Here is a 19,003-nt window from a genome sequence, read left to right as displayed (position 1 = left end):
ACGTGCTCACGGCGGGTTCGATGATGTCTGTCACGAAGGACCCTTCCCCTCGTCGGTGGCCGGGACCCGTTGGTTCGGGGATCGGCCGACGTCCGGTCGTGATGACCAAGACGGTGGTGGAGCCGCACACGCTGCGTACGACGACGTCTGCGCGCGATGGGCTGGATCGTTCCCGGGTCGTCGACTCTTCTTCGGCACCCGGTCAAGAACGACGCGGGTTACCTGAGGACGAGGTCCGGGGAACGCATCGATGCTACCACTGTCGGCTGCTCCACCTTGACGACTGACCTACTCCGGCGTACTTCACCCGGTGGGTTCATCTGCTGGACGGGGAGACGAGCTCGACGGTCGCTCCGGCCCGGTCGACGGCGAGCGGCAGCACCTTCCAGCCGCCCATCGCACCGCCGAACGCGGCCGCGATCGCCTCGTCCGCGTCGGTCTGCACGAGGCCGTCGTCGAGACCGGTGCTGCGGGCGAGGACGAGGACCGTCGGGCCCGCGCCCGAGACCACCGCCGCCACCCCGCGCGAGCGCAGGAGGTCGACGAGCGCGAGCGAGTCGCGCATGACCGAGCGGCGGTACTCCTGGTGGAGGCGGTCCTCGGTGGCGGTCAGCAGCAGCTCGGGCCGGCGGCCCAGCGCCTCGACCAGCAGGGCCGCGCGCCCGGCCTGGAACGCTCCGTCGGCGTGCGGGATCGTGGCCGGGAGCACGCCGCGGGCGGCCTTCGTCGACAGGTGGGTCGGCGGGACGACGGCGATCGGCACGACCGACGGGTGCACGCTCAGCCCGATCGCGCGGAAGCCCGTCGCGTCCGTCCACGCCAGCGTCGCGCCGCCGAGCACCGCGGGAGCGGCGTTGTCGGGGTGGCCCTCGATGCTCGCCGCGAGGTCGATCACGACGTCGTCGGAGAGGGCCTCGGGCTCGGCGATCAGGCCGCGCGCGGCGACGATGCCCGCGACGACGGCGGCGGCCGACGAACCCAGCCCACGGCCGTGCGGGATGCGGTTGTGGCAGACGAGGTGCAGGCCGGTCTGCGGTGCGCCGACGTGGTCGAGGGCGGCCCGCAGCGAGCTGACCACGAGGTGCTGCTCGTCGTCGGGAACCTGTCCCGCGCCCTCCCCCGTGACCTCGACGCGCACGCCCGGCGAGCCGAGCGCGTGCACCTCGAGCTCGTCGGCGAGGTCGAGGGCGAGGCCGAGCGCGTCGAAGCCCGGCCCGAGGTTGGCGCTCGTGGCCGGGACGCGCACGCGGACGTGGTCCGCCCCCAGACGCACGCTCTCAGTCCAGGCTCAGGGCCGTGGCGATGGACACCACGTCCGACGTCACGCGCACGGGCACTACCTCGCCGCCGTCGGCGGTGCGCAGGGCCCACTGCGGGTCCTTCAGCCCGTGCCCGGTGACCGTGATGACGATCTGGGCGCCGGCCGGGACGCGGCCCTCGGCGGAGAGGGCCAGCAGCCCCGCGACGCCGGACGCGGAGGCCGGCTCGACGAAGATGCCGACCTCGGCCGACAGGATGCGGTGGGCGGCGAGGATCTGCTCGTCGGTGACGGCCTCGATGAGCCCGCCGGAGACGTCGCGCGCCTCCTCGGCCTGCTGCCAGGACGCGGGGTTGCCGATCCGGATGGCCGTGGCGATCGTCTCGGGCTGGTCGATCGGGTAGCCGCGGACGATCGGGGCGGCGCCGTCGGCCTGGAAGCCCCACATGATCGGCGTCCGCGTGGCCGGACCCGACTCCGCGTACTCGCGGTAGCCCTTCCAGTAGGCGGTGATGTTGCCGGCGTTGCCGACCGGCAGGACGTGGATGTCGGGGGCGTCGCCGAGGGCGTCGACGATCTCGAACGCCGCCGTCTTCTGGCCCTCGATCCGGTCGGGGTTCACCGAGTTCACCAGCTCGACGGGATACGCCTCGGCGAGCTTGCGCGCGGCGACCAGGCAGTCGTCGAAGTTGCCGTCGACCTGCAGGAGGGTCGCCCCGTGCGCGACGGCCTGGCTGAGCTTGCCCATCGCGATCTTGCCGTCCGGGACGAGCACGGCGCAGACCATGCCGGCGCGCGTGGCGTAGGCGGCCGCCGACGCGCTCGTGTTGCCGGTCGAGGCGCACACGACGGCCTTGGCGCCCCGGGCCGCGGCCGCGGACATCGCGGTCGTCATGCCGCGGTCCTTGAACGACCCGGTCGGGTTCATGCCCTCGACCTTGATGTGCACCTCGGCGCCGGTCGCCTGCGAGAGCGTGGGCGAGAAGACGAGCGGCGTGCCGCCCTCGCCGAGGCTGACGACGTGCGTCTGGACGTGCGCGGGCAGGCGTTCGGCGTACTCGGCGATCACGCCGCGCCACTGGTGGGCCATCAGGATCCTTCGACTCGGAGGACGGAGACGACGCGCTGGACGACGTCGAGACGCTCGATGGCCTCGAGCGTGGCGCGCTGGGCATGGTCGGGGGCCGCGTGCGTGGTGATGACGAGGTGCGCGACGTCGGTGTCCACCTCGTTGAGCGGGGACTGCCGCACCGTCTCGATCGAGACCTGGTGGTCGGCGAGGGCCGCCGCGACCTGGGCGAGGACGCCCGGGCGGTCCGACACGTCCAGACGCAGCTGGTAGCGCGTGCGGGCTTGGTCGGCGGGGAGCACCGGCAGCTCCGCGTACCACGACTCGACCGGCCCGCGGCCGCCGAGCACGCGGTGCCGGGCGACCGAGACGACGTCGCCGAGCACGGCCGACGCGGTCGGCTGCCCGCCGGCGCCGCGACCGTAGAACATGAGCTCACCGGCGGCCTCGGCCTCGACGAAGACCGCGTTGTACGCGCCGCGGACGCCCGCGAGCGGGTGCTGCGACGGGACCAGGGCCGGGTGCACGCGCACCTGGACGCCGCCGACTCCGCGCTCGGCGATCGCCAGCAGCTTGATGACGTACCCGGTCCGCTCGGCCCACAGGACGTCGTCGGCGGTGATGCTCGTGATCCCCTGCCGGTCGACGTCGTCCAGCGACACCCGCGTGTGGAACGCGAGCGACGCGAGGATCGCGGCCTTGGCGGCTGCGTCGAAACCCTCGACGTCCGCGGTCGGGTCGGCCTCGGCGTACCCCAGCGCCTGGGCCTGCTTGACGGCCTGCTCGAAGTCGAGGCCCTCGGAGGCCATCTTGTCGAGCACGTAGTTGGTGGTGCCGTTCACGATGCCGAGCACGCGCTTGACGGTGTCTCCGGCCAGCGACTCCCGCACCGGGCGAACGATCGGGATGGCGCCGGCGACGGCCGCCTCGAAGTAGAGGTCGACACCGGCCTCGTCGGCCGCGGCGTAGAGGGTCGGACCGTCCTGGGCGAGGAGCGCCTTGTTGGCGGTGACCACGGACGCGCCCGAGGCGATCGCCCGCAGCAGCAGGGAGCGGGCCGGCTCGATGCCACCCATGAGCTCGACGACGACGTCCGCCTTCTCGACGAGCCCCTCGGCGTCGGTGGTCAGCAGCGCGGTGTCGACGACCGCGTCGCGCTCGACCTCGAGGTTGCGGACCGCGACCCCGACCAGCTCGAGGCGGGTGCCGACCCGCGCTGCCAGGTCGTCCGCCTGCGTCGTCAGCAGCCGCACCACTTCCGTACCGACGACGCCGCAGCCCAGGACGGCGACGCGCAGGGGCTGGTGCGCGGGGACGGACGAGGACACGGGACGGCCTCCGGTCGATGGGTGGGCGACGGCGACCCCAGGATAGGGGCAGGCGTCAGCCCGGCCGGTCGGTGGCCAACGGGTGGAGAACCTGGCCCGGTGGCGGTCCGGTCAGCCCTGGTCGAGCGCGAGCAGGTCGTCCTCGGTCTCGCGACGGACGAGCACGCGGCTGGCGCCGCCCGACACCGCGATCACCGGCGGGCGCGGGACCTGGTTGTAGTTGGAGGCCATCGAGCGCCCGTAGGCCCCGGTCGCCGCGACCGCGAGCAGGTCGCCCGCACGGACGTCGCCGGGCAGCTGGACCTCGTGCACCACGATGTCGCCGGACTCGCAGTGCTTGCCGACGACGCGGGCGAGGACCGTCGGCTCCTGCGACGAGCGCCCGACGATCTCCGCGTGGTACTGGGCGCCGTAGAGGGCCGGGCGGATGTTGTCGCTCATGCCGCCGTCGATCGAGACGTAGGTACGGACGGAGCCGTCGTCGATGAGGACGGGCTTGACCGTGCCGACCGTGTAGAGGGTCAGGCCCGCGGGTCCGACGATCGCGCGACCGGGCTCGATGGAGAACCGCGGCAGCGGCGTGCCCGGGTCGTGCGCGCTCGCGGCGACCGAGGAGGCGATGTCCTTGGCGATGCGGTCGGGGTCGAGCGACACCTCCCCCGGCAGGTAGGCGATGCCGTAGCCGCCGCCGAGGTCGATCTCGTCGACGAGCACGCCGGTGCGCTCGGCGAGCTGCGCGCGCAGGGTGAGCACCGCCCGGGCCGCGACCTCGAAGCCGGACGGGTCGAGGATCTGCGAGCCGATGTGCGAGTGGACGCCGAGCAGCGTGAGCTCCGGGCGGGAGAGCACCTTGAGCAGCCCCTGCATCGCGGGGCTGTCCCCGGATGGCGCGTGGATCGACAGTCCGAACTTCTGGTCCTCGTGCGCGGTCGAGATGTACTCGTGGCCGCCCGCGTGCACGCCGGTGGTCACGCGGACCATCACGGGCGCCGGGTGCTCCACCGACGCCGCGTCGGCCACGCGGTCGATCTCCACGAGCGAGTCGACGATGAGCCGGCCGACGCCCGCGGACAGGGCGCGCGCGATCTCGTCGTCGGACTTGTTGTTGCCGTGCAGGCCGATGTCCGCGCCGGGGATGCCGGCGCGCAGGGCGATCGCGAGCTCGCCGCCCGTGGCGGTGTCGACGCGCAGACCCTCCTCGTGGACCCACCGCGCGACCGCGACGGAGAGGAACGCCTTGCCCGCGTAGTAGACGTCGACGCCCGCGCCGATCTCGGCGAACGCGGTCTCGAACGCACGCCGGTACCCGCGGGCACGCGCGCGCAGGTCGGCCTCGTCGACGACGTACGCCGGCGTCCCGAAGCCGTCGGCGAGCGCCTGGACGGACACCCCGCCGACCGACACGACGCCGGCGGCGGACCGGGAGAACCCGGTCGACCAGGGCTCGCCGGTCACATGCGCTCCGGGGCGGAAACCCCCAGCAGCGCGAGCCCGTTGGCCAGGACCTGACGCGTGGCGTCGTTGAGCCACAGGCGGGTGCGGTGCACGTCGCCGACGACCTCGTCGCCGAACGGCGCGACCCGGACCTGCCCGTACCAGGTGTGGTAGTCGCCGGCGAGGTCCTCCAGGTAGCGCGCGACCCGGTGCGGGGCCCGCAGCTCGGCCGCCTGGGCGACGATCCGCGGGAACTCGGCAAGGGAGCCGAGCAGCACCGAGTCGCTCTCGTGGTCGAGCAGGGAGGCGTCGAACCCGTCCTCGCGACGAACCCCGGTGGCCTCGGCGTTGCGGTCGACCGACGCCGAGCGCGCGTGCGCGTACTGGACGTAGAACACGGGGTTCTCGTTCTTGGCGCTCGCGAGCAGGTCGAGGTCCAGGTCGATGCTGGAGTCCGCCGACGAGCGCGCGAGGGCGTACCGGGCGGCGTCCACGCCGACGGCGTCGACCAGGTCGTCGATCGTCACGACGGTCCCGGCGCGCTTGCTCATCCGGACCGGCGCGCCGTCCTTGACCAGGTTCACCAGCTGCCCGATGAGGATCTCGAGGTTGACGCCCGGCTCGTCGCCGAACGCCGCGCAGACGGCCATCATGCGGCCGATGTACCCGTGGTGGTCGGCGCCGAGCATGATGACCACGCGGTCGAACCCGCGCTCCCGCTTGTCCAGGTAGTACGCGATGTCGCCCGCGATGTAGGCCGCCTCGCCGTTGGACCGGATGATCACGCGGTCCCGGTCGTCGCCGAAGGTCGTCGTGCGCAGCCAGACCGCACCGTCCGCCTCGAAGATGTGGCCCTGCTCGCGCAGCCGCGCCACGGCGCGGTCGACGGCACCGGACCTGTGCAGCGAGTCCTCGTGGAAGTAGACGTCGAAGTGCACACCGAAGTCCTCGAGCGACTTCTGGATCTCCGCGAACATCAGGTCGACGCCGCGGGCGCGGAACGCCTCGTTCGCCTCGGCGGTCGGCAGCGTGCGCGGGTCGGGCTCACCGGCCGCGAGCGCGTCCGCGACGACCTGCTCGGCGATCTCGCTGATGTACTCGCCGCCGTAGCCGTCCTCGGGGGCCGGCTCGCCCAGAGCGCGCGCCAGCAGCGACCGCGAGAAGCGGTCGATCTGCGCGCCGTGGTCGTTGAAGTAGTACTCGCGGGCGACGGTCGCGCCGGACGCCTGCAGGACGCGGGCGAGGCTGTCGCCGACGGCCGCCCAGCGCACACCGCCGATGTGCAGCGGACCGGTCGGGTTGGCCGAGACGAACTCGAGGTTCAGCGAGACGCCGGCCAGCGTCTCGTTCTGCCCGTACTCGGTGCCCTGCTCGACGATCGAGCGGGCGAGCTCACCGGCGGACGCGGCGTCGAGCCGGATGTTCAGGAAGCCGGGGCCGGCGACCTCGACGGACGCGACGCCCTCCGTGGACTCCAGCCGACGGGCGAGCTCCTCCGCGAACGCGCGCGGGTTGCTGCCGGCCTTCTTGGCCAGCTGCATCGCCACGTTGGTGGCCCAGTCGCCGTGCTCGCGCTGCCGCGGTCGCTCCAGGTGCACGGTCGCGGGAATCGCGGCCGGGTCGAGGGCGAACGTTCCGTCGTCGACGGCGTGCACGAGGGCGGCCCGGAGGGCCTCGGAGAGCTGAGCGGGAGTCACGGGAGCCAGGGTACCGACGCCCGGGAACGCCTTATGCCGCCGGCTCGTCGCCCAGCATCGTCGGGCGGCAGGCGAACCAGGCCGCGACGAGCAGCAGCACCAGCAGGCTGAGCAGCACGATGAACGGCGCGGTCCAGGAGTCGGTCGCCTCGTGCAGCAGCCCGATCCCGACCGGCCCGGCGATGGCCAGCGCGTAGCCGAGCCCCTGCACCATCCCCGACAGCGCGGACGCGATCGCGGGAGTCCGGGTCCGCAGCCCGATGAGCGCGAGCTGCACCGGGAAGGCGCCCGGGCCGATTCCGCACAGGATCATCCAGACCGCGGTCCCCTGAGCCGGCGAGAGCCACAGTCCGAGGTAGCCGACGATCCAGCAGCTGACGAACAGCACCACCAACGGGTAGGGGTTGCGCATCCGGGCCGTCAGGATCGGGGCGAACAGCGCGGCGGGCAGGCCCAGGATCGCGAAGACGGCGAGCCAGCGTCCGCCCACCTCGCTGCCCAGCCCGGCGTCCTCGAGGATCTGCGGCAGCCACGCGAACATCACGTAGGTGCCCGTCGTGTTGGCGAAGAACGTCAGCACCAGCGCCCAGCCGAGCCGCGAGCGCCAGACCAGCCTCGACTCGGCGGCGCCGGAGCGGACCAGGAGGGCTGGACGGTCTGCTCTCGGAGCTCGTCGCAAGATCTCCCGCAGGTGCGAGCGCGCGGCCATGGACCGGGTCACGACGACGAGCCACGGCACGATCGCCGCGACGCCCACCACGGCCCACATCCCCACCGAGAACCGCCAGCCCGCGGCGAGCGCGACCGGCAGCGCCACGAGCGGCGGCACCGCCGTGCTCACGGTCAGAGCGACGGAGTAGCTCGCGGTCACCGCGCCGATGCGGTCGGGGAAGTACCGCTTCACCAGCGGCGGCAGCAGCACGTTGGCCATGCCCATCCCGCCGAGCGCCAGCACGGACCAGCCGAGGAACACCGGCATGTTCGGCGCGACGGCCCGCAGCAGCTGGCCGACGACCGCGAACGCCATCGCGAGGATGATCGCCGGTTCGAGCCCGAGCTTGCGCCCGATCGGCGCGGCGAGGGCGCCGAAGAGCGCGAAGGACGCGACCGGGATGGTGCCCAGCAGGCCGACCTGCGTCGTCGAGACCGGGAACGTCTCGCGCAGCGAGCTGAAGATCGGGGACACCGCCGCGACGGCGAGCCGAAGGTTGAGACCGACCAGGACGATCGCCGCCAGGACGACGAGACGCCCGTGCCATGGTGCGACGGATCGCCCGGTCGCGGGCACGGACGACGACACCTCGAGCACTCCTGATCCGAGCACGCGGCGGTCAGCAGATCATCCCTTGCAGGTCTGGCGCGAGCCGGACCTGCCGGTGTTGACTGCACCGCATGCCTGGACACGGAGCCTAACCGGATGCCACGACGGACCGGACTGATCGACACCGCGGTCGACGAGCTCCGGATGCGGATCACCACGCAGGAATGGCCGGTCGGCGCGCGCATCCCGCCGGAGCCCGCGCTCGCCGACCTGCTCGGCGTGGGCCGCAACACCGTCCGCGAGGCCGTGCAGTCGCTCGTGCACGCCGGCCTGCTCGAACGCCGCCAGGGCTCGGGCACCTACGTGCTCTCGCGCTCCGAGCTGGCCGTGACCATGGGCCGCCAGATCGCCGACGCCCGCCAGCGCGACGTCGTCGAGGTCCGCCGCGCCCTCGAGGTGGAGGCCGCGCGGCTCGCGGCCCGTCGGCGCACGTCCGACGAGGCGACCGCCCTCTCGGACCGTCGTGACGAGCGCTCGGCGGCCTACAAGGCCGGCGACCTGGACGCGATGGTCGCCACCGACCTCGCCCTGCACCGCGAGATCGTGCGGGCAGGCGCCAACCCGGTGCTGACCGAGCTCTACGAGAACCTGCTGGCCGCGATCGGCGAGAACATCCGCTTCAACTTCGTCACGGACACCCACGGCCACGACTCGCACGACGCGCTCGTCGAGGCGATCGTCGCGGGCGACCACGAGCGGGCCGCCGACGAGACGACGCGGTACCTGTCGGCCCTGCTGGGCGAGACGCGCTGACCCCTGATTCGCGTTCGGACCGGCCGGGCGTCGGCTGGTAGTGTCGGGCACCGCATCGTCTACGGACGTGTGCCCGGCCCGCGTAGCTCAGTGGATAGAGCGTCTGCCTCCGGAGCAGAAGGTCGAAGGTTCGAGTCCTTTCGCGGGCACCATCTGAACTGCAGGAACGTCGTGACCGTGTCGCGGTGGCCGGCCCCGACGAGCGGTCGCCCAGCAGCGTGCCTGTCGACTGGCGATCTTGCTCCCGCGGCGTGCCACCATTCCGGAGTGACACGCAAGCAGGCATCCCTAGGCGGCGCGCGACAGCAGGCCGCCGACCACGCGGACGTCCGCGAGACCCGCCACACCCGGCACGGCACCCGGTCCTTGCTGGCGCTCGGAGCTTTGGGCGTGGTCTTCGGGGACATCGGCACGAGCCCGCTGTACGCGCTGCAGACGGTCTTCAGCATCGAGCACAACAGCGTCCTGCCGACGGCTGTCGACGTGTACGGCGTGATCTCGATGGTGTTCTGGTCCATCGCGGTCGTGGTGTCGGTGAACTACGTCGCGCTCGTCATGCGGGCCGACAACGACGGCGAGGGCGGCATCCTCGCGCTCGTCGCGCTGCTGCGCCAGAAGCTCGCGGACAGACGTCGGCTCGCGATCGCCACGATGCTCGGGATCTTCGGCGCGGCCTTGTTCTACGGCGACAGCGTGATCACCCCGGCGATCTCGGTCATGTCGTCCATCGAGGGGGTCGTGGTGGCCGACCCGTCGTTCGAGCGGCTCGTGCTGCCAGCGTCCGTGGCGGTCCTCACCGTGCTCTTCGTCGTCCAGCGATATGGCACCACGGTGGTCGGGCGGGCGTTCGGACCGGTCATGGCACTGTGGTTCGTCGTCCTGGCCGCGTTGGGCGTTCCGCACATCGCCGCGAACCCGGCGATCCTGCGGGCGCTGTCGCCCACCTACGCCGTCGCCTTCGTCGTCGAACACCCGGCGACGGCGTTCATCGCGATGGGTGCCGTCGTGCTGACTATCACCGGTGCCGAGGCGCTGTACGCCGACATGGGCCACTTCGGGCCGGCCCCGATCCGGCTGGGCTGGTACGCCGTCGTCTTTCCGGCGCTGACCCTGAACTACCTCGGGCAGGGCGCGATGATCCTGGACGATCCCGCGACGGTCGAGAACCCGTTCTTCCACCTCGCACCTACCTGGGCGACACTCCCCCTCGTGGCCCTGGCGACGCTCGCGACGGTCATCGCGTCGCAGGCCGTGATCTCGGGTGCCTTCTCGGTCTCGCGTCAGGCCGTGCGGCTCGGGTTGCTCCCCCGGCTCTCGGTGCGTCAGACGTCGCGGCACGAGGGCGGTCAGATCTATGTGCCGGCGGTCAACTGGATCCTGTTCTTCGGTGTGCTCGTCCTCATCGCGGTGTTCCGCAGCTCGAGCCGGCTGGCCACCGCCTACGGTCTGGCCGTCACCGGGACGCTGCTGCTCACCAGCCTGCTGTTCCTGCTGCTCGCGAAGCGCATCTGGCGCTGGGCGCCGTGGAAGGTCGCTGCGTACGGCGTCGTCATCGTCGGCCTGGAGCTCGTCTTCTTTGCGGCCAACCTCACCAAGATCGTCAGCGGCGGCTGGCTCCCACTTCTCATCGCCGCCATCGTCGTGACCCTCATGACCACGTGGCGGTCCGGCGCCGAGAGACTCTTCGCCCGGCGCGCCGAGCTCGAAGGGCCCCTCGACGACTTCGTCGCGATGGTCCGGGAGACGGGCGTCCCGCGCGTGCCCGGCCTGGCGGTCTTCCCCCATCCGAACAAGCTGACGACCCCGCTGGCACTGCGCTCGCACGTCGCGTTCAACCAGGTGCTGCACGAGCACGTCGTCATCGTGCAGATCATCAACGAGAACGTCCCGCACATCCGGCACGTCGACCGGGTCGTCGTCGACGACCTCGGCTACGCCGACGACGGCATCGTGCACGTCTGCGTACACGTCGGGTTCAACGACAGCCAGGACATCCCACGCGGCCTGGGGCTGGCCATCGGCGAGAGCCCCGAGCTCACGCTGGACGTCGACGAAGCCCACTACTACCTCTCGCTCCTCGCCGTGCACGCCGCCGCAGCTCCGCACCGCAAGAACTGGCGCGAGCGACTGTTCGTCTGGATGGCGAACAACGCCGCGAGCCGCACCGAGGTCTTCCACCTGCCACCGGATCGGACCGTGATCATGGGCGCCAACGTCGACCTGTAGCCCAGCGACGTCCGGCCATCACGTCTCGAAGATGTATCCCACCCCGGGCGTGGTGATGATGTGGCGGGGGTGCGCCGGGTCGTCCTCGAGCTTGCGGCGGAGCAGGGCGGAGTACACACGCAGGTAGTGGGTCTCGTCGGAATAGCCCGGCCCCCAGACCTCCTGGAGCAGCTGCACGCGACCCACGAGTCGCCCGCGGTTGCGGACCAGAACCTCGAGCATGGACCACTCGGTGGGACTCAGCCGCACTTCGGACCCGTCCCGGAGCACGCGCCGGCGGGCGAGGTCCACGGTCAAGGCTCCGGCCACGACGACGGCGTCGTCGGTCTCGGACGGGACGGACGCCCGTCGGACCGCTGCCCGGAGCCGAGCGAGCAGCTCGTTCATGGCGAACGGCTTGGTCACGTAGTCGTCTGCCCCGGCGTCGAGGGCGTCGACCTTGTCCTCCCCGTGCTGGCGGGCCGACAGGACCACGATCGGCATGTGGCTCCAGCCGCGGATCGCCGTGATGACGTCCAGCCCGCTCATGTCAGGGAGCCCGAGGTCGAGCAGCACCACGTCGGGAGCGTGCGACGCCGCGGCTGAGATCGCCGATGCTCCGTCTCCCGCGGTCGTGACCTCCCAGCCTCCAGCGCGCAGCGTGATCGACAGCGCGTGCGCCAGGCCGGGTTCGTCGTCGACCACGAGGATCTTGTTGCCCGCCATCAGGCTGCCGTCTCTGCGAGGGGAACGGTGACCAGCATCGTGAGTCCACCGCCCGGGGTGTCCTCGACGCTCAGCTCAGCTCCGACGGCGGTCGCGAGCCCGTCGGCGACCGCGAGCCCCAGACCCAGGCCGTTCCCGGTGGTGTCCCCCAGCCGCTGGAACGCGTCGAACATGTGCTCCTTGACGTCGTCGGGCACGCCAGGGCCGTCGTCGACAACCCGCACGACGACGCCGTTGCCGACGACGGCCGATCCCACCACCACGGGGCTGCCCGCTCTGGCGTGCCGGACCGCGTTGGACACGAGGTTGGCCACGACGCGCTCGAGGAGGCCCGGGTCGGTGTGCACGAGCGGGAGGTCGTCCGGCACGTCGAGGACGACGGCGCCCGGCGGGTAGCCCTCGATCGCGAAGGGCACGATCTCGTCGAGGCTCGTCGCCCGCAGCACGGGTCGGACGCTACCGGTCTGCAACCGGGACAGGTCGAGCAGGTTGTCGATGAGGCGCTCCAGCCGCGCGGTGGACTCCTCGAGTGTCCCCACGAGTTCCGCGCGGTCGGCGTCGTCGAGGTCCAGATCAGCCGACGTCAGCCCGTCGACCGACGCTCTGATGGTCGCCAGCGGCGTGCGCAGGTCGTGCGACACGGCGGCCAGCAGAGCGGTGCGGGTGGCGTCGGCCTCGCCGAGGATGCGCGCCTGCTCCGCCTGGGCCCGCAGTCGCTCCTGCTCCAGCACGAGCCCGACCTGAGAAGCGAACGCCTCGAGCACCCGGCGGTCGCTGGCCGGAAGTACGCGACCGGTCAGCGCGAGCACCCGGTCGTCGTCCACGGCCAGGACAACCTGGGCCGTCTCCGGATCGATGGCCGGATCGACGCCGTCCGTCGCCAGGACGTCCCAGCCGTTCCCGTTCCTCGAGAGCAGCGAGACCGCCTCCAGCGTGAAGGTCTCGCGCAGCCGTGCGACCAAGGCAGCCGCAGTGTCCTCGCCGGAGAGCACCGACCGGGAGATGGTGGCGAGGGCGGACGCCTCAGCCCGGGCGCGGAACGCCTCGGTCGTGCGCCGCGCAGCGAGGTCCACCACCGAGGCGACCCCGGCCGCCACGAGCACGAACACCCCCAGCGCGAGCGCGTTCTCGGGCTCGGCGATGGTCAGCCTCCCGGTGGGCATGGTGAAGAACCAGTTGAGCAGCAGGAAGCCGACGATCGCGCTGACGATGGCCGGCCAGAGTCCGCCGATGAGGGCAACCAGGACTGTGAGCGCCAAGAAGAGCATGAGCTCGGTGGGCAGGCTCACGAGCTCGCGCATCGTGCTCAGCAGAACAGTCAGCAGGACGGGGCCGAGCAGAGCGACCACCCAGCCGGCAGTCCGGCGCGGGCCGGACAACGCCGATCCCCGTCCCGTCCGGCGGGTGCCGGCGCGGGCGCGTTCGTGGGTCACCAGGTGGACGTCGACCATGCCGGCGAGCCGGGCGATCTCGGTGCCGTTGCTCTCTCGGACGGCTTCTCGCCAGCGGCTGCGCCGGGACACACCCACCACGATCATCGAGGCGTTCACACCGCGGGCGAAGTCCACGACAGCGCTCGGGACGTCCTCACCCACGACCGTGTGGAACGTGCCCCCGAGCGACTCGACGAGCCGGCGCTGCTCGGCGATCCGCGCTGGCGGTGCGCTCGGCAGGCCGTCGGTCGCGAGCACGTGCACGGCGAGGAGCTCAGAGCCGGCCGCCCGCTGGGCGATCCGTGCGCCGCGTCGCAGCAACGTGTCCCCCTCCGGTCCGCCGGTGACGGCCACGACCACGCGCTCGCGAGCGGGCCAGGGCGACTCGATCCGGTGCTCGCGCCGGTAGGTCGTGAGGGCGTCGTCGACTCGGTCGGCGAGCCACAGCAGTGCCAGCTCGCGCAGGGCGGTCAGGTTGCCGACCCGGAAGTACTGGCTGAGCGAGGCATCGATCTGCTCGGGCCGGTAGACGTTGCCGTGCGCGAGCCGACGGCGCAGGGCTTCCGGCGAGAGGTCGACCAGCTGGATCTGGTCCGCGTCGCGCACGACGTGGTCCGGCACCGTCTCGCGCTGCTTGACCCCCGTGATCGCCTCGACGTCGTCGTTCAGCGACTCCAGGTGCTGCACGTTCACGGTGGTGACCACATCGATACCCGCGTCGAGGACGTCGTGGACGTCCTGCCAGCGCTTGGCGTGACGGCTGCCCGGCACGTTGGTGTGTGCGAGCTCGTCGATCATCACCACCTGCGGCGCCCGTTCCAGGACGGCGTCCACGTCGAGCTCGGTGAACTCGGTGTCCCGGTAGGTCAGCGCTCGACGCGGCAGGACCTCCAGGCCCTCCAGCTGCGCCGCGGTGGCTGCTCGACCGTGGTCCTCCACGAGCCCGACCACGACGTCCGTGCCCCGCGCGAGACGACGATGGGCCTCGTCCAGCATGGCGTAGGTCTTGCCGACGCCGGGGGCTGCGCCGAGGTAGACGGTGAGCCGACCCCGACGAGGGCGGCCGGCGCCGGGGCCGCCGCCCKCGTCGGGCCGGATCATGCGCCCAGCTCCTGGAGGGCGAGGTTCAGGCGCAGGACGTTGACCCGCGGCTCGCCGAGGACGCCGAGATCACGACCGACCGTGGTGTCCTCGACCAGGGCCTGCACCTGGTCCTGCGAGAGTCCGCGCTCCTTCGCTACCCGCGCGACCTGCAGGGCCGCGTAGGCCGGGGAGATGTCGGGGTCGAGACCCGAGGCGGATGCCGTCACCGCGTCGACGGGCACGTCGGCCGGGTCGACGCCCTCCTCGGCTGCCACGGAGGAGCGGCGCTCCTGCACGGTCGAGAGCAGGTCTTCGTTCAGCGGACCGAGATTGGATCCCGCCGAGGCGAGGGTGTCGTACCCGTCACCGGCCGCGGAGGGCCGCGGGTGGAACCACTGCGGTCCGTCGAACACCTGCCCGATCAGCAGAGATCCGACGGCGTCCGTAGGGTCGGTCACCCGCTCGCCGGAGGAGCTGACGAGCGAGCCGTGGGACTGCCACCGGAGGGCGACCTGCGCGACGCCCATGACGGCGAGGGGATAGGCGAACCCGAGCACCACGGTGAGCACGAGGAGCACCCGAAGGCCGGCCCAGGTCTGCCGGACGAACGAGACGGTGTCGGAGCCCGTGGAGTAGTGCGGGCGGGGGGTGGTAGTCATCAGGACATCCCTAGGGCAGTGACGATCAGGTCGATGAGCTTGATCCCGACGAACGGCGCGATCACGCCGCCGACGCCGTACACCAGCAGGTTGCGTCGCAGCAGGGCCGACGCCGACGAGGGCCGGTAGCGGACCCCGCGCAGGGCGAGCGGCAGGAGAGCGACGATGATCAGCGCATTGAAGATGACGGCCGAAAGGATCGCCGTCTCCGGGCTGGTCAGGTGCATGACGTTGAGCACGTGCAGCTGCGGGAACGCGATGACGAACATGGCCGGCAGGATCGCGAAGTACTTGGCGACGTCGTTGGCCACGGAGAAGGTCGTCAGGGCCCCGCGCGTGATGAGCAGCTGCTTGCCGATCTCGACGATCTCGAGCAGCTTGGTCGGGTTCGAGTCGAGGTCGACCATGTTGCCGGCCTCCTTCGCCGCGGTCGTGCCGGTGTTCATCGCGACCCCGACGTCCGCTTGAGCCAAGGCCGGGGCGTCGTTCGTCCCGTCACCGCACATGGCGACGAGCCGCCCGCCCTCCTGCTCCTTGCGGATGAGCGCGAGCTTGTCCTCGGGAGTGGCTTCGGCAAGGACGTCGTCCACGCCGGCCTCGAGTCCGATGGCCTTGGCGGTGAGCGGGTTGTCGCCCGTGACCATGACCGTCCGGATTCCCATGGCCCGCAGCGCGTCGAACCGCTCGCGCATGCCCTCCTTGACCACGTCCTTGAGGTGGATGACCCCGAGGACCCGCGCCGGCGCGTCTCCGAGCTGCTCGGCGACGACCAGCGGCGTCCCGCCGGACGCGGAGATCGCGTCGACGGTCGCGGCCACGTCGGCACCCGCATGCCCGCCGGTCGTCCTCACCCAGTGCGTCACCGCCGCAGCGGCACCCTTGCGGACGACCCGGGCAGGACGATCGGCATGGGACGGAAGGTCCACCCCACTCATCCGTGTGCGCGCCGCGAACGGCACGAGCTCGGCCCCCACCAGGTCACCCTCAGGGCGTTCGCGCAGCCCGAACCGCTCCTTGACGAGCACGAGGACCGACCGGCCCTCCGGGGTCTCGTCGGCCATCGAGGACAGCTGCGCGGCGTCCGCGAGGTCCTGGGCTGGTATCCCCGCGGCGGGCAGCAGGTCCGCGGCCTGCCTGTTGCCGAGCGTGATCGTGCCGGTCTTGTCGAGCAGGAGCACGTCGACATCACCGGCTGCCTCGACCGCGCGGCCCGACATGGCGAGCACGTTGCGACGCACCAGGCGGTCCATGCCCGCGATCCCGATCGCCGAGAGCAGCGCGCCGATGGTCGTCGGGATCAGGCAGACCAGCAGTGCGACGAGCACGATCAGCTTCTGCTGGGCGCCCGAGTAGATGGCGAACGGCTGCAACGTCACGACGGCGAGCAGGAAGATGATGGTCAGCGTGGTGAGCAGCACGTTGAGGGCCACCTCGTTGGGCGTCTTCTGCCGCTCCGAACCCTCGACCAGCGCGATCATCCGGTCGACGAACGTGTGCCCCGCGGGCGCCGTGATCCGCACGACGATCCGGTCGGACAGGACGACGGTGCCGCCGGTCACGGCCGACCTGTCGCCGCCTGACTCGCGGATCACGGGCGCGGACTCGCCCGTGATGGCCGACTCGTCGACACTGGCAACGCCCTCGATCACGTCGCCGTCACCGGGGATGGTCTCCCCTGCCACGACCACGACCACGTCGCCCACCTTGAGCGTCGAGGACGCGACCTGTGTCGTTTCCGGGTTGGCGACGTCGGGCGCGCCGACCACCTTGCGGGCGGTCGTCTCACGCTGCGTCGCTCGAAGGCTGGCTGCCTGGGCCTTGCCGCGTCCTTCGGCCACGGACTCGGCCAGGGTCGCGAAGACCACCGTGAGCCATAGCCAGGCGGCGATCGACCAGGCGAAGATGCTCGGCTCGATCGAGGCCAGAACGGTGGTGAAGGCGGCGCCGACCTCGACCACGAACATCACGGGCGAGTCCCAGAGCCGGCGCGGATCGAGGCCACGCAGGGCGCCGGGTACCGCGGCGAGGAGCTGCCGCGGGGACAGCGCGGACGGTGCCGCGTCGACCGTGTGGGGCTTGACCGGGGGCTTCTCGAGAAGGGGTGTGCTCATGACAGGGACTCCACGACGGGACCGAGAGAAAGGACGGGGACAAACGTCAGGCCGACCACGACGAGGGTCACCGTGACCAGGAGGCCGACGAACAGCGGGGTGTGCGTCGGTAGCGTGCCGGCGCCCTCAGGAACCTTTCGCTGGCTGGCGAACCGGCCTGCCATGGCCAGGACGAGTGCGATCGGCACGAACCGTCCGACCAACATCGCGAGACCCAGCAGCGTGTTGTAGAACGTCGTGTTGACCGTCAGGCCGGCAAAGGCGGACCCGTTGTTGTTCCCTGCGGAGGCGAACGCGTAGACGATCTCGGACAACCCGTGCGGCCCCCCCTGCAGCTGACCGGCAAGACCGGACGGTGTGGAGATGGCGATCGCGGAACCGATAAGGACGACCGCAGGCATCGTGAGGATGTACAGGGCGACGAGCGTGATCTCCTGTCGACCGATCTTCTTCCCGAGGTACTCGGGTGTTCGCCCGACCATGAGCCCGGCGAGGAACACGGCGACGATGATCAGCACGACCATCCCGTACAGGCCACTGCCGACGCCGCCCGGCGACACCTCACCGAGAAGCATGTTGAGGAGCGCGACGCCACCACCCTGCGCGGTGAGCGAGTCATGCATCGAGTTGACGGCGCCGGTCGAGGTCATCGTCGTCGACGCAGCGAACAGGGCCGACGCGGCCTCGCCGAACCGGACCTCCTTGCCTTCCATCGCGCCACCGGCGGCCGCCGGCACCAGGCCCGGCCCGGCCATCTCGGCCCACGTCAGGAACCCGACCGCTGCGATCCACAAGGTCGACATCGCCGCGAGGATCGCCCAGCCCTGCCGGCGGTCGCCGACCATCCGCCCGAACGTACGGGGCAGGCTGAACGGGATGAGCAGCAGCAGCACGACCTCGAGCGCATTGGTCCACGGCGTCGGGTTCTCGAACGGGTGCGCCGAGTTGGCGTTGAAGAACCCACCACCGTTGGTGCCGAGCTCCTTGATGGCCTCCTGAGACGCGACCGGGCCCCCCAGCACCGACTGCGTGCCACCGGCCAGAGTCGTGATCTCGGTGTGCGCGTTGAGGTTCTGGATCGCACCGGCGGCCACCAGGACGATCGCTGCGACGAAGGCGAGCGGCAGCAGGACGCGGACGGTCACTCGGACGAGGTCGGCCCAGAAGTTGCCCACCCTGCCATCGGTTCCCGACCGCGCGAACCCGCGCGCCAGCGCTGCGACGACCGCCAGAGCGACGGCGGCGGACAGGAAGTTCTGCACGGCGAGGCCAGCCATCTGGAAGAGGTGACCTGCGGTCGCCTCGCCCGAATACCACTGCCAGTTCGTGTTCGTCACGAAGGAGACGGCCGTGTTCCATGCGCCCGCAGGATCGAGCGGCGACATTCCGATGTCGAGCGGGAGCTTGTCCTGCAGCCGGCCGAGCCCGAACAGCACGAGTACCGACGCCAGCGAGAACCCGAGCAGCGAGAGCAGGTACGTGCTCCATCGCTGCTCGGCGTCGGGGTCGACCCGCATGATCCGATAACCCGCGCGCTCGACGGCGAGATGCTTCGTCGACGTCAGCGTGTGGAAGATGTAGTCACCGAGCGGCCGGTGCGTTGCGGCCAGGACGACAACCACGATCCCGATCTGCCCGATCGCGGTCCACGTCGCGCTCATCGGACCTTGTCCGAACGGAGCAGCTGGACCACGAGGTAGACGAGCAGGGCGCCGGCGAGCACGAGGCCGGTGATGTCGAGCCCGCTCATGAGCGATCTGCCCGACGGGCGAGGAGCGCGACGGCGGCGAAGAACACCACGGTCAGCGCGAGGAAGGCCACATCGGCCATGTGTCTCACTGCACCTTCGACGGCGGGCGGGGGCGCCCKCGGGGCGCCACCCGACGACCCGCACCGGGGTCGCATCCGCAGGTCTACGCCTCTGCC

13 protein-coding genes and 1 tRNA gene are annotated in these 19,003 nt (G+C 71.4%); 3 read left to right on the top strand and 11 right to left on the bottom strand.

Going from position 1 to position 19,003, the window contains the following annotated elements:
• Nucleotides 1-316: 316 nt before the first annotated feature.
• From thrB to AC1DUE_RS13685, 6 genes are all read right to left on the bottom strand, one after another.
• The gene (thrB, locus tag AC1DUE_RS13710) at nt 317-1,273 is read right to left on the bottom strand and encodes a homoserine kinase (protein WP_477039987.1); all 957 of its coding nucleotides are present in this window, start codon (nt 1,271-1,273) and stop codon (nt 317-319) included.
• Nucleotides 1,274-1,277: 4 nt separating this feature from the next.
• The gene (gene thrC, locus AC1DUE_RS13705) at nt 1,278-2,348 is read right to left on the bottom strand and encodes a threonine synthase (protein WP_477039986.1); all 1,071 of its coding nucleotides are present in this window, start codon (nt 2,346-2,348) and stop codon (nt 1,278-1,280) included.
• On the bottom strand, nt 2,348-3,655 hold the full coding sequence (locus tag AC1DUE_RS13700; RefSeq protein WP_477039985.1) for a homoserine dehydrogenase: 1,308 nt from the start codon (nt 3,653-3,655) through the stop codon (nt 2,348-2,350). Before AC1DUE_RS13700 ends, thrC begins: the two co-directional genes overlap by 1 nt.
• A 111-nt stretch (nt 3,656-3,766) precedes the next feature.
• Complete coding sequence (gene lysA, locus AC1DUE_RS13695; protein WP_477039984.1) at nt 3,767-5,110, bottom strand: diaminopimelate decarboxylase; 1,344 nt, start codon at nt 5,108-5,110, stop codon at nt 3,767-3,769.
• Nucleotides 5,107-6,786, bottom strand: coding sequence for an arginine--tRNA ligase (argS, locus tag AC1DUE_RS13690; RefSeq protein WP_477039983.1), 1,680 nt, complete (start codon nt 6,784-6,786; stop codon nt 5,107-5,109). Before argS ends, lysA begins: the two co-directional genes overlap by 4 nt.
• A 31-nt stretch (nt 6,787-6,817) precedes the next feature.
• Complete coding sequence (locus AC1DUE_RS13685) at nt 6,818-8,110, bottom strand: MFS transporter (protein ID WP_477039982.1); 1,293 nt, start codon at nt 8,108-8,110, stop codon at nt 6,818-6,820.
• Nucleotides 8,111-8,203: 93 nt separating this feature from the next.
• On the opposite strand from AC1DUE_RS13685, the gene AC1DUE_RS13680 reads away from it, so the two are divergent.
• The 3 genes from AC1DUE_RS13680 to AC1DUE_RS13670 all read left to right on the top strand — a co-directional run bounded on the left by AC1DUE_RS13680 (nt 8,204) and on the right by AC1DUE_RS13670 (nt 11,086).
• On the top strand, nt 8,204-8,860 hold the full coding sequence (locus tag AC1DUE_RS13680; RefSeq protein WP_477039981.1) for a FadR/GntR family transcriptional regulator: 657 nt from the start codon (nt 8,204-8,206) through the stop codon (nt 8,858-8,860).
• Between the two features lie 76 nt (nt 8,861-8,936).
• A tRNA-Arg gene (locus AC1DUE_RS13675) sits at nt 8,937-9,012 on the top strand.
• Between the two features lie 115 nt (nt 9,013-9,127).
• Nucleotides 9,128-11,086: a potassium transporter Kup gene (locus AC1DUE_RS13670; protein WP_477039980.1), complete on the top strand. Its 1,959-nt coding sequence runs from the start codon at nt 9,128-9,130 to the stop codon at nt 11,084-11,086.
• An 18-nt stretch (nt 11,087-11,104) separates the two neighbouring features.
• On the opposite strand, the gene AC1DUE_RS13665 is transcribed toward AC1DUE_RS13670, so the two are convergent.
• Genes AC1DUE_RS13665 through kdpA form a run of 5 tightly spaced genes read right to left on the bottom strand, consistent with a single transcriptional unit; the run spans nt 11,105 to nt 18,738 of the window.
• Nucleotides 11,105-11,791 carry a response regulator gene (locus AC1DUE_RS13665; protein ID WP_477039979.1) on the bottom strand — a complete coding sequence of 229 codons (687 nt, stop codon included), beginning with the start codon at nt 11,789-11,791 and terminating at the stop codon, nt 11,105-11,107.
• Nucleotides 11,791-14,325 carry a DUF4118 domain-containing protein gene (locus AC1DUE_RS13660; RefSeq protein ID WP_477039978.1) on the bottom strand — a complete coding sequence of 845 codons (2,535 nt, stop codon included), beginning with the start codon at nt 14,323-14,325 and terminating at the stop codon, nt 11,791-11,793. The genes AC1DUE_RS13665 and AC1DUE_RS13660 overlap by 1 nt, the downstream gene beginning before the upstream one ends.
• Nucleotides 14,322-14,966 (bottom strand): potassium-transporting ATPase subunit KdpC, encoded by a 645-nt coding sequence (gene kdpC, locus AC1DUE_RS13655; RefSeq protein ID WP_477039977.1) that lies wholly within the window; start codon nt 14,964-14,966, stop codon nt 14,322-14,324. The genes AC1DUE_RS13660 and kdpC overlap by 4 nt, the downstream gene beginning before the upstream one ends.
• Nucleotides 14,966-17,077: a potassium-transporting ATPase subunit KdpB gene (kdpB, locus tag AC1DUE_RS13650; protein WP_477039976.1), complete on the bottom strand. Its 2,112-nt coding sequence runs from the start codon at nt 17,075-17,077 to the stop codon at nt 14,966-14,968. Before kdpB ends, kdpC begins: the two co-directional genes overlap by 1 nt.
• Nucleotides 17,074-18,738, bottom strand: a complete 1,665-nt coding sequence (gene kdpA / locus AC1DUE_RS13645; protein ID WP_477039975.1) for a potassium-transporting ATPase subunit KdpA — start codon at nt 18,736-18,738, stop codon at nt 17,074-17,076. The genes kdpB and kdpA overlap by 4 nt, the downstream gene beginning before the upstream one ends.
• Between the last annotated feature and the right edge of the window lie 265 nt (nt 18,739-19,003).

This window comes from Cellulomonas sp. P4_A2, assembly GCF_056402515.1.
Note: the sequence above shows the minus strand (reverse complement) of the source record. Positions and strands in the feature narration are given on the sequence as shown.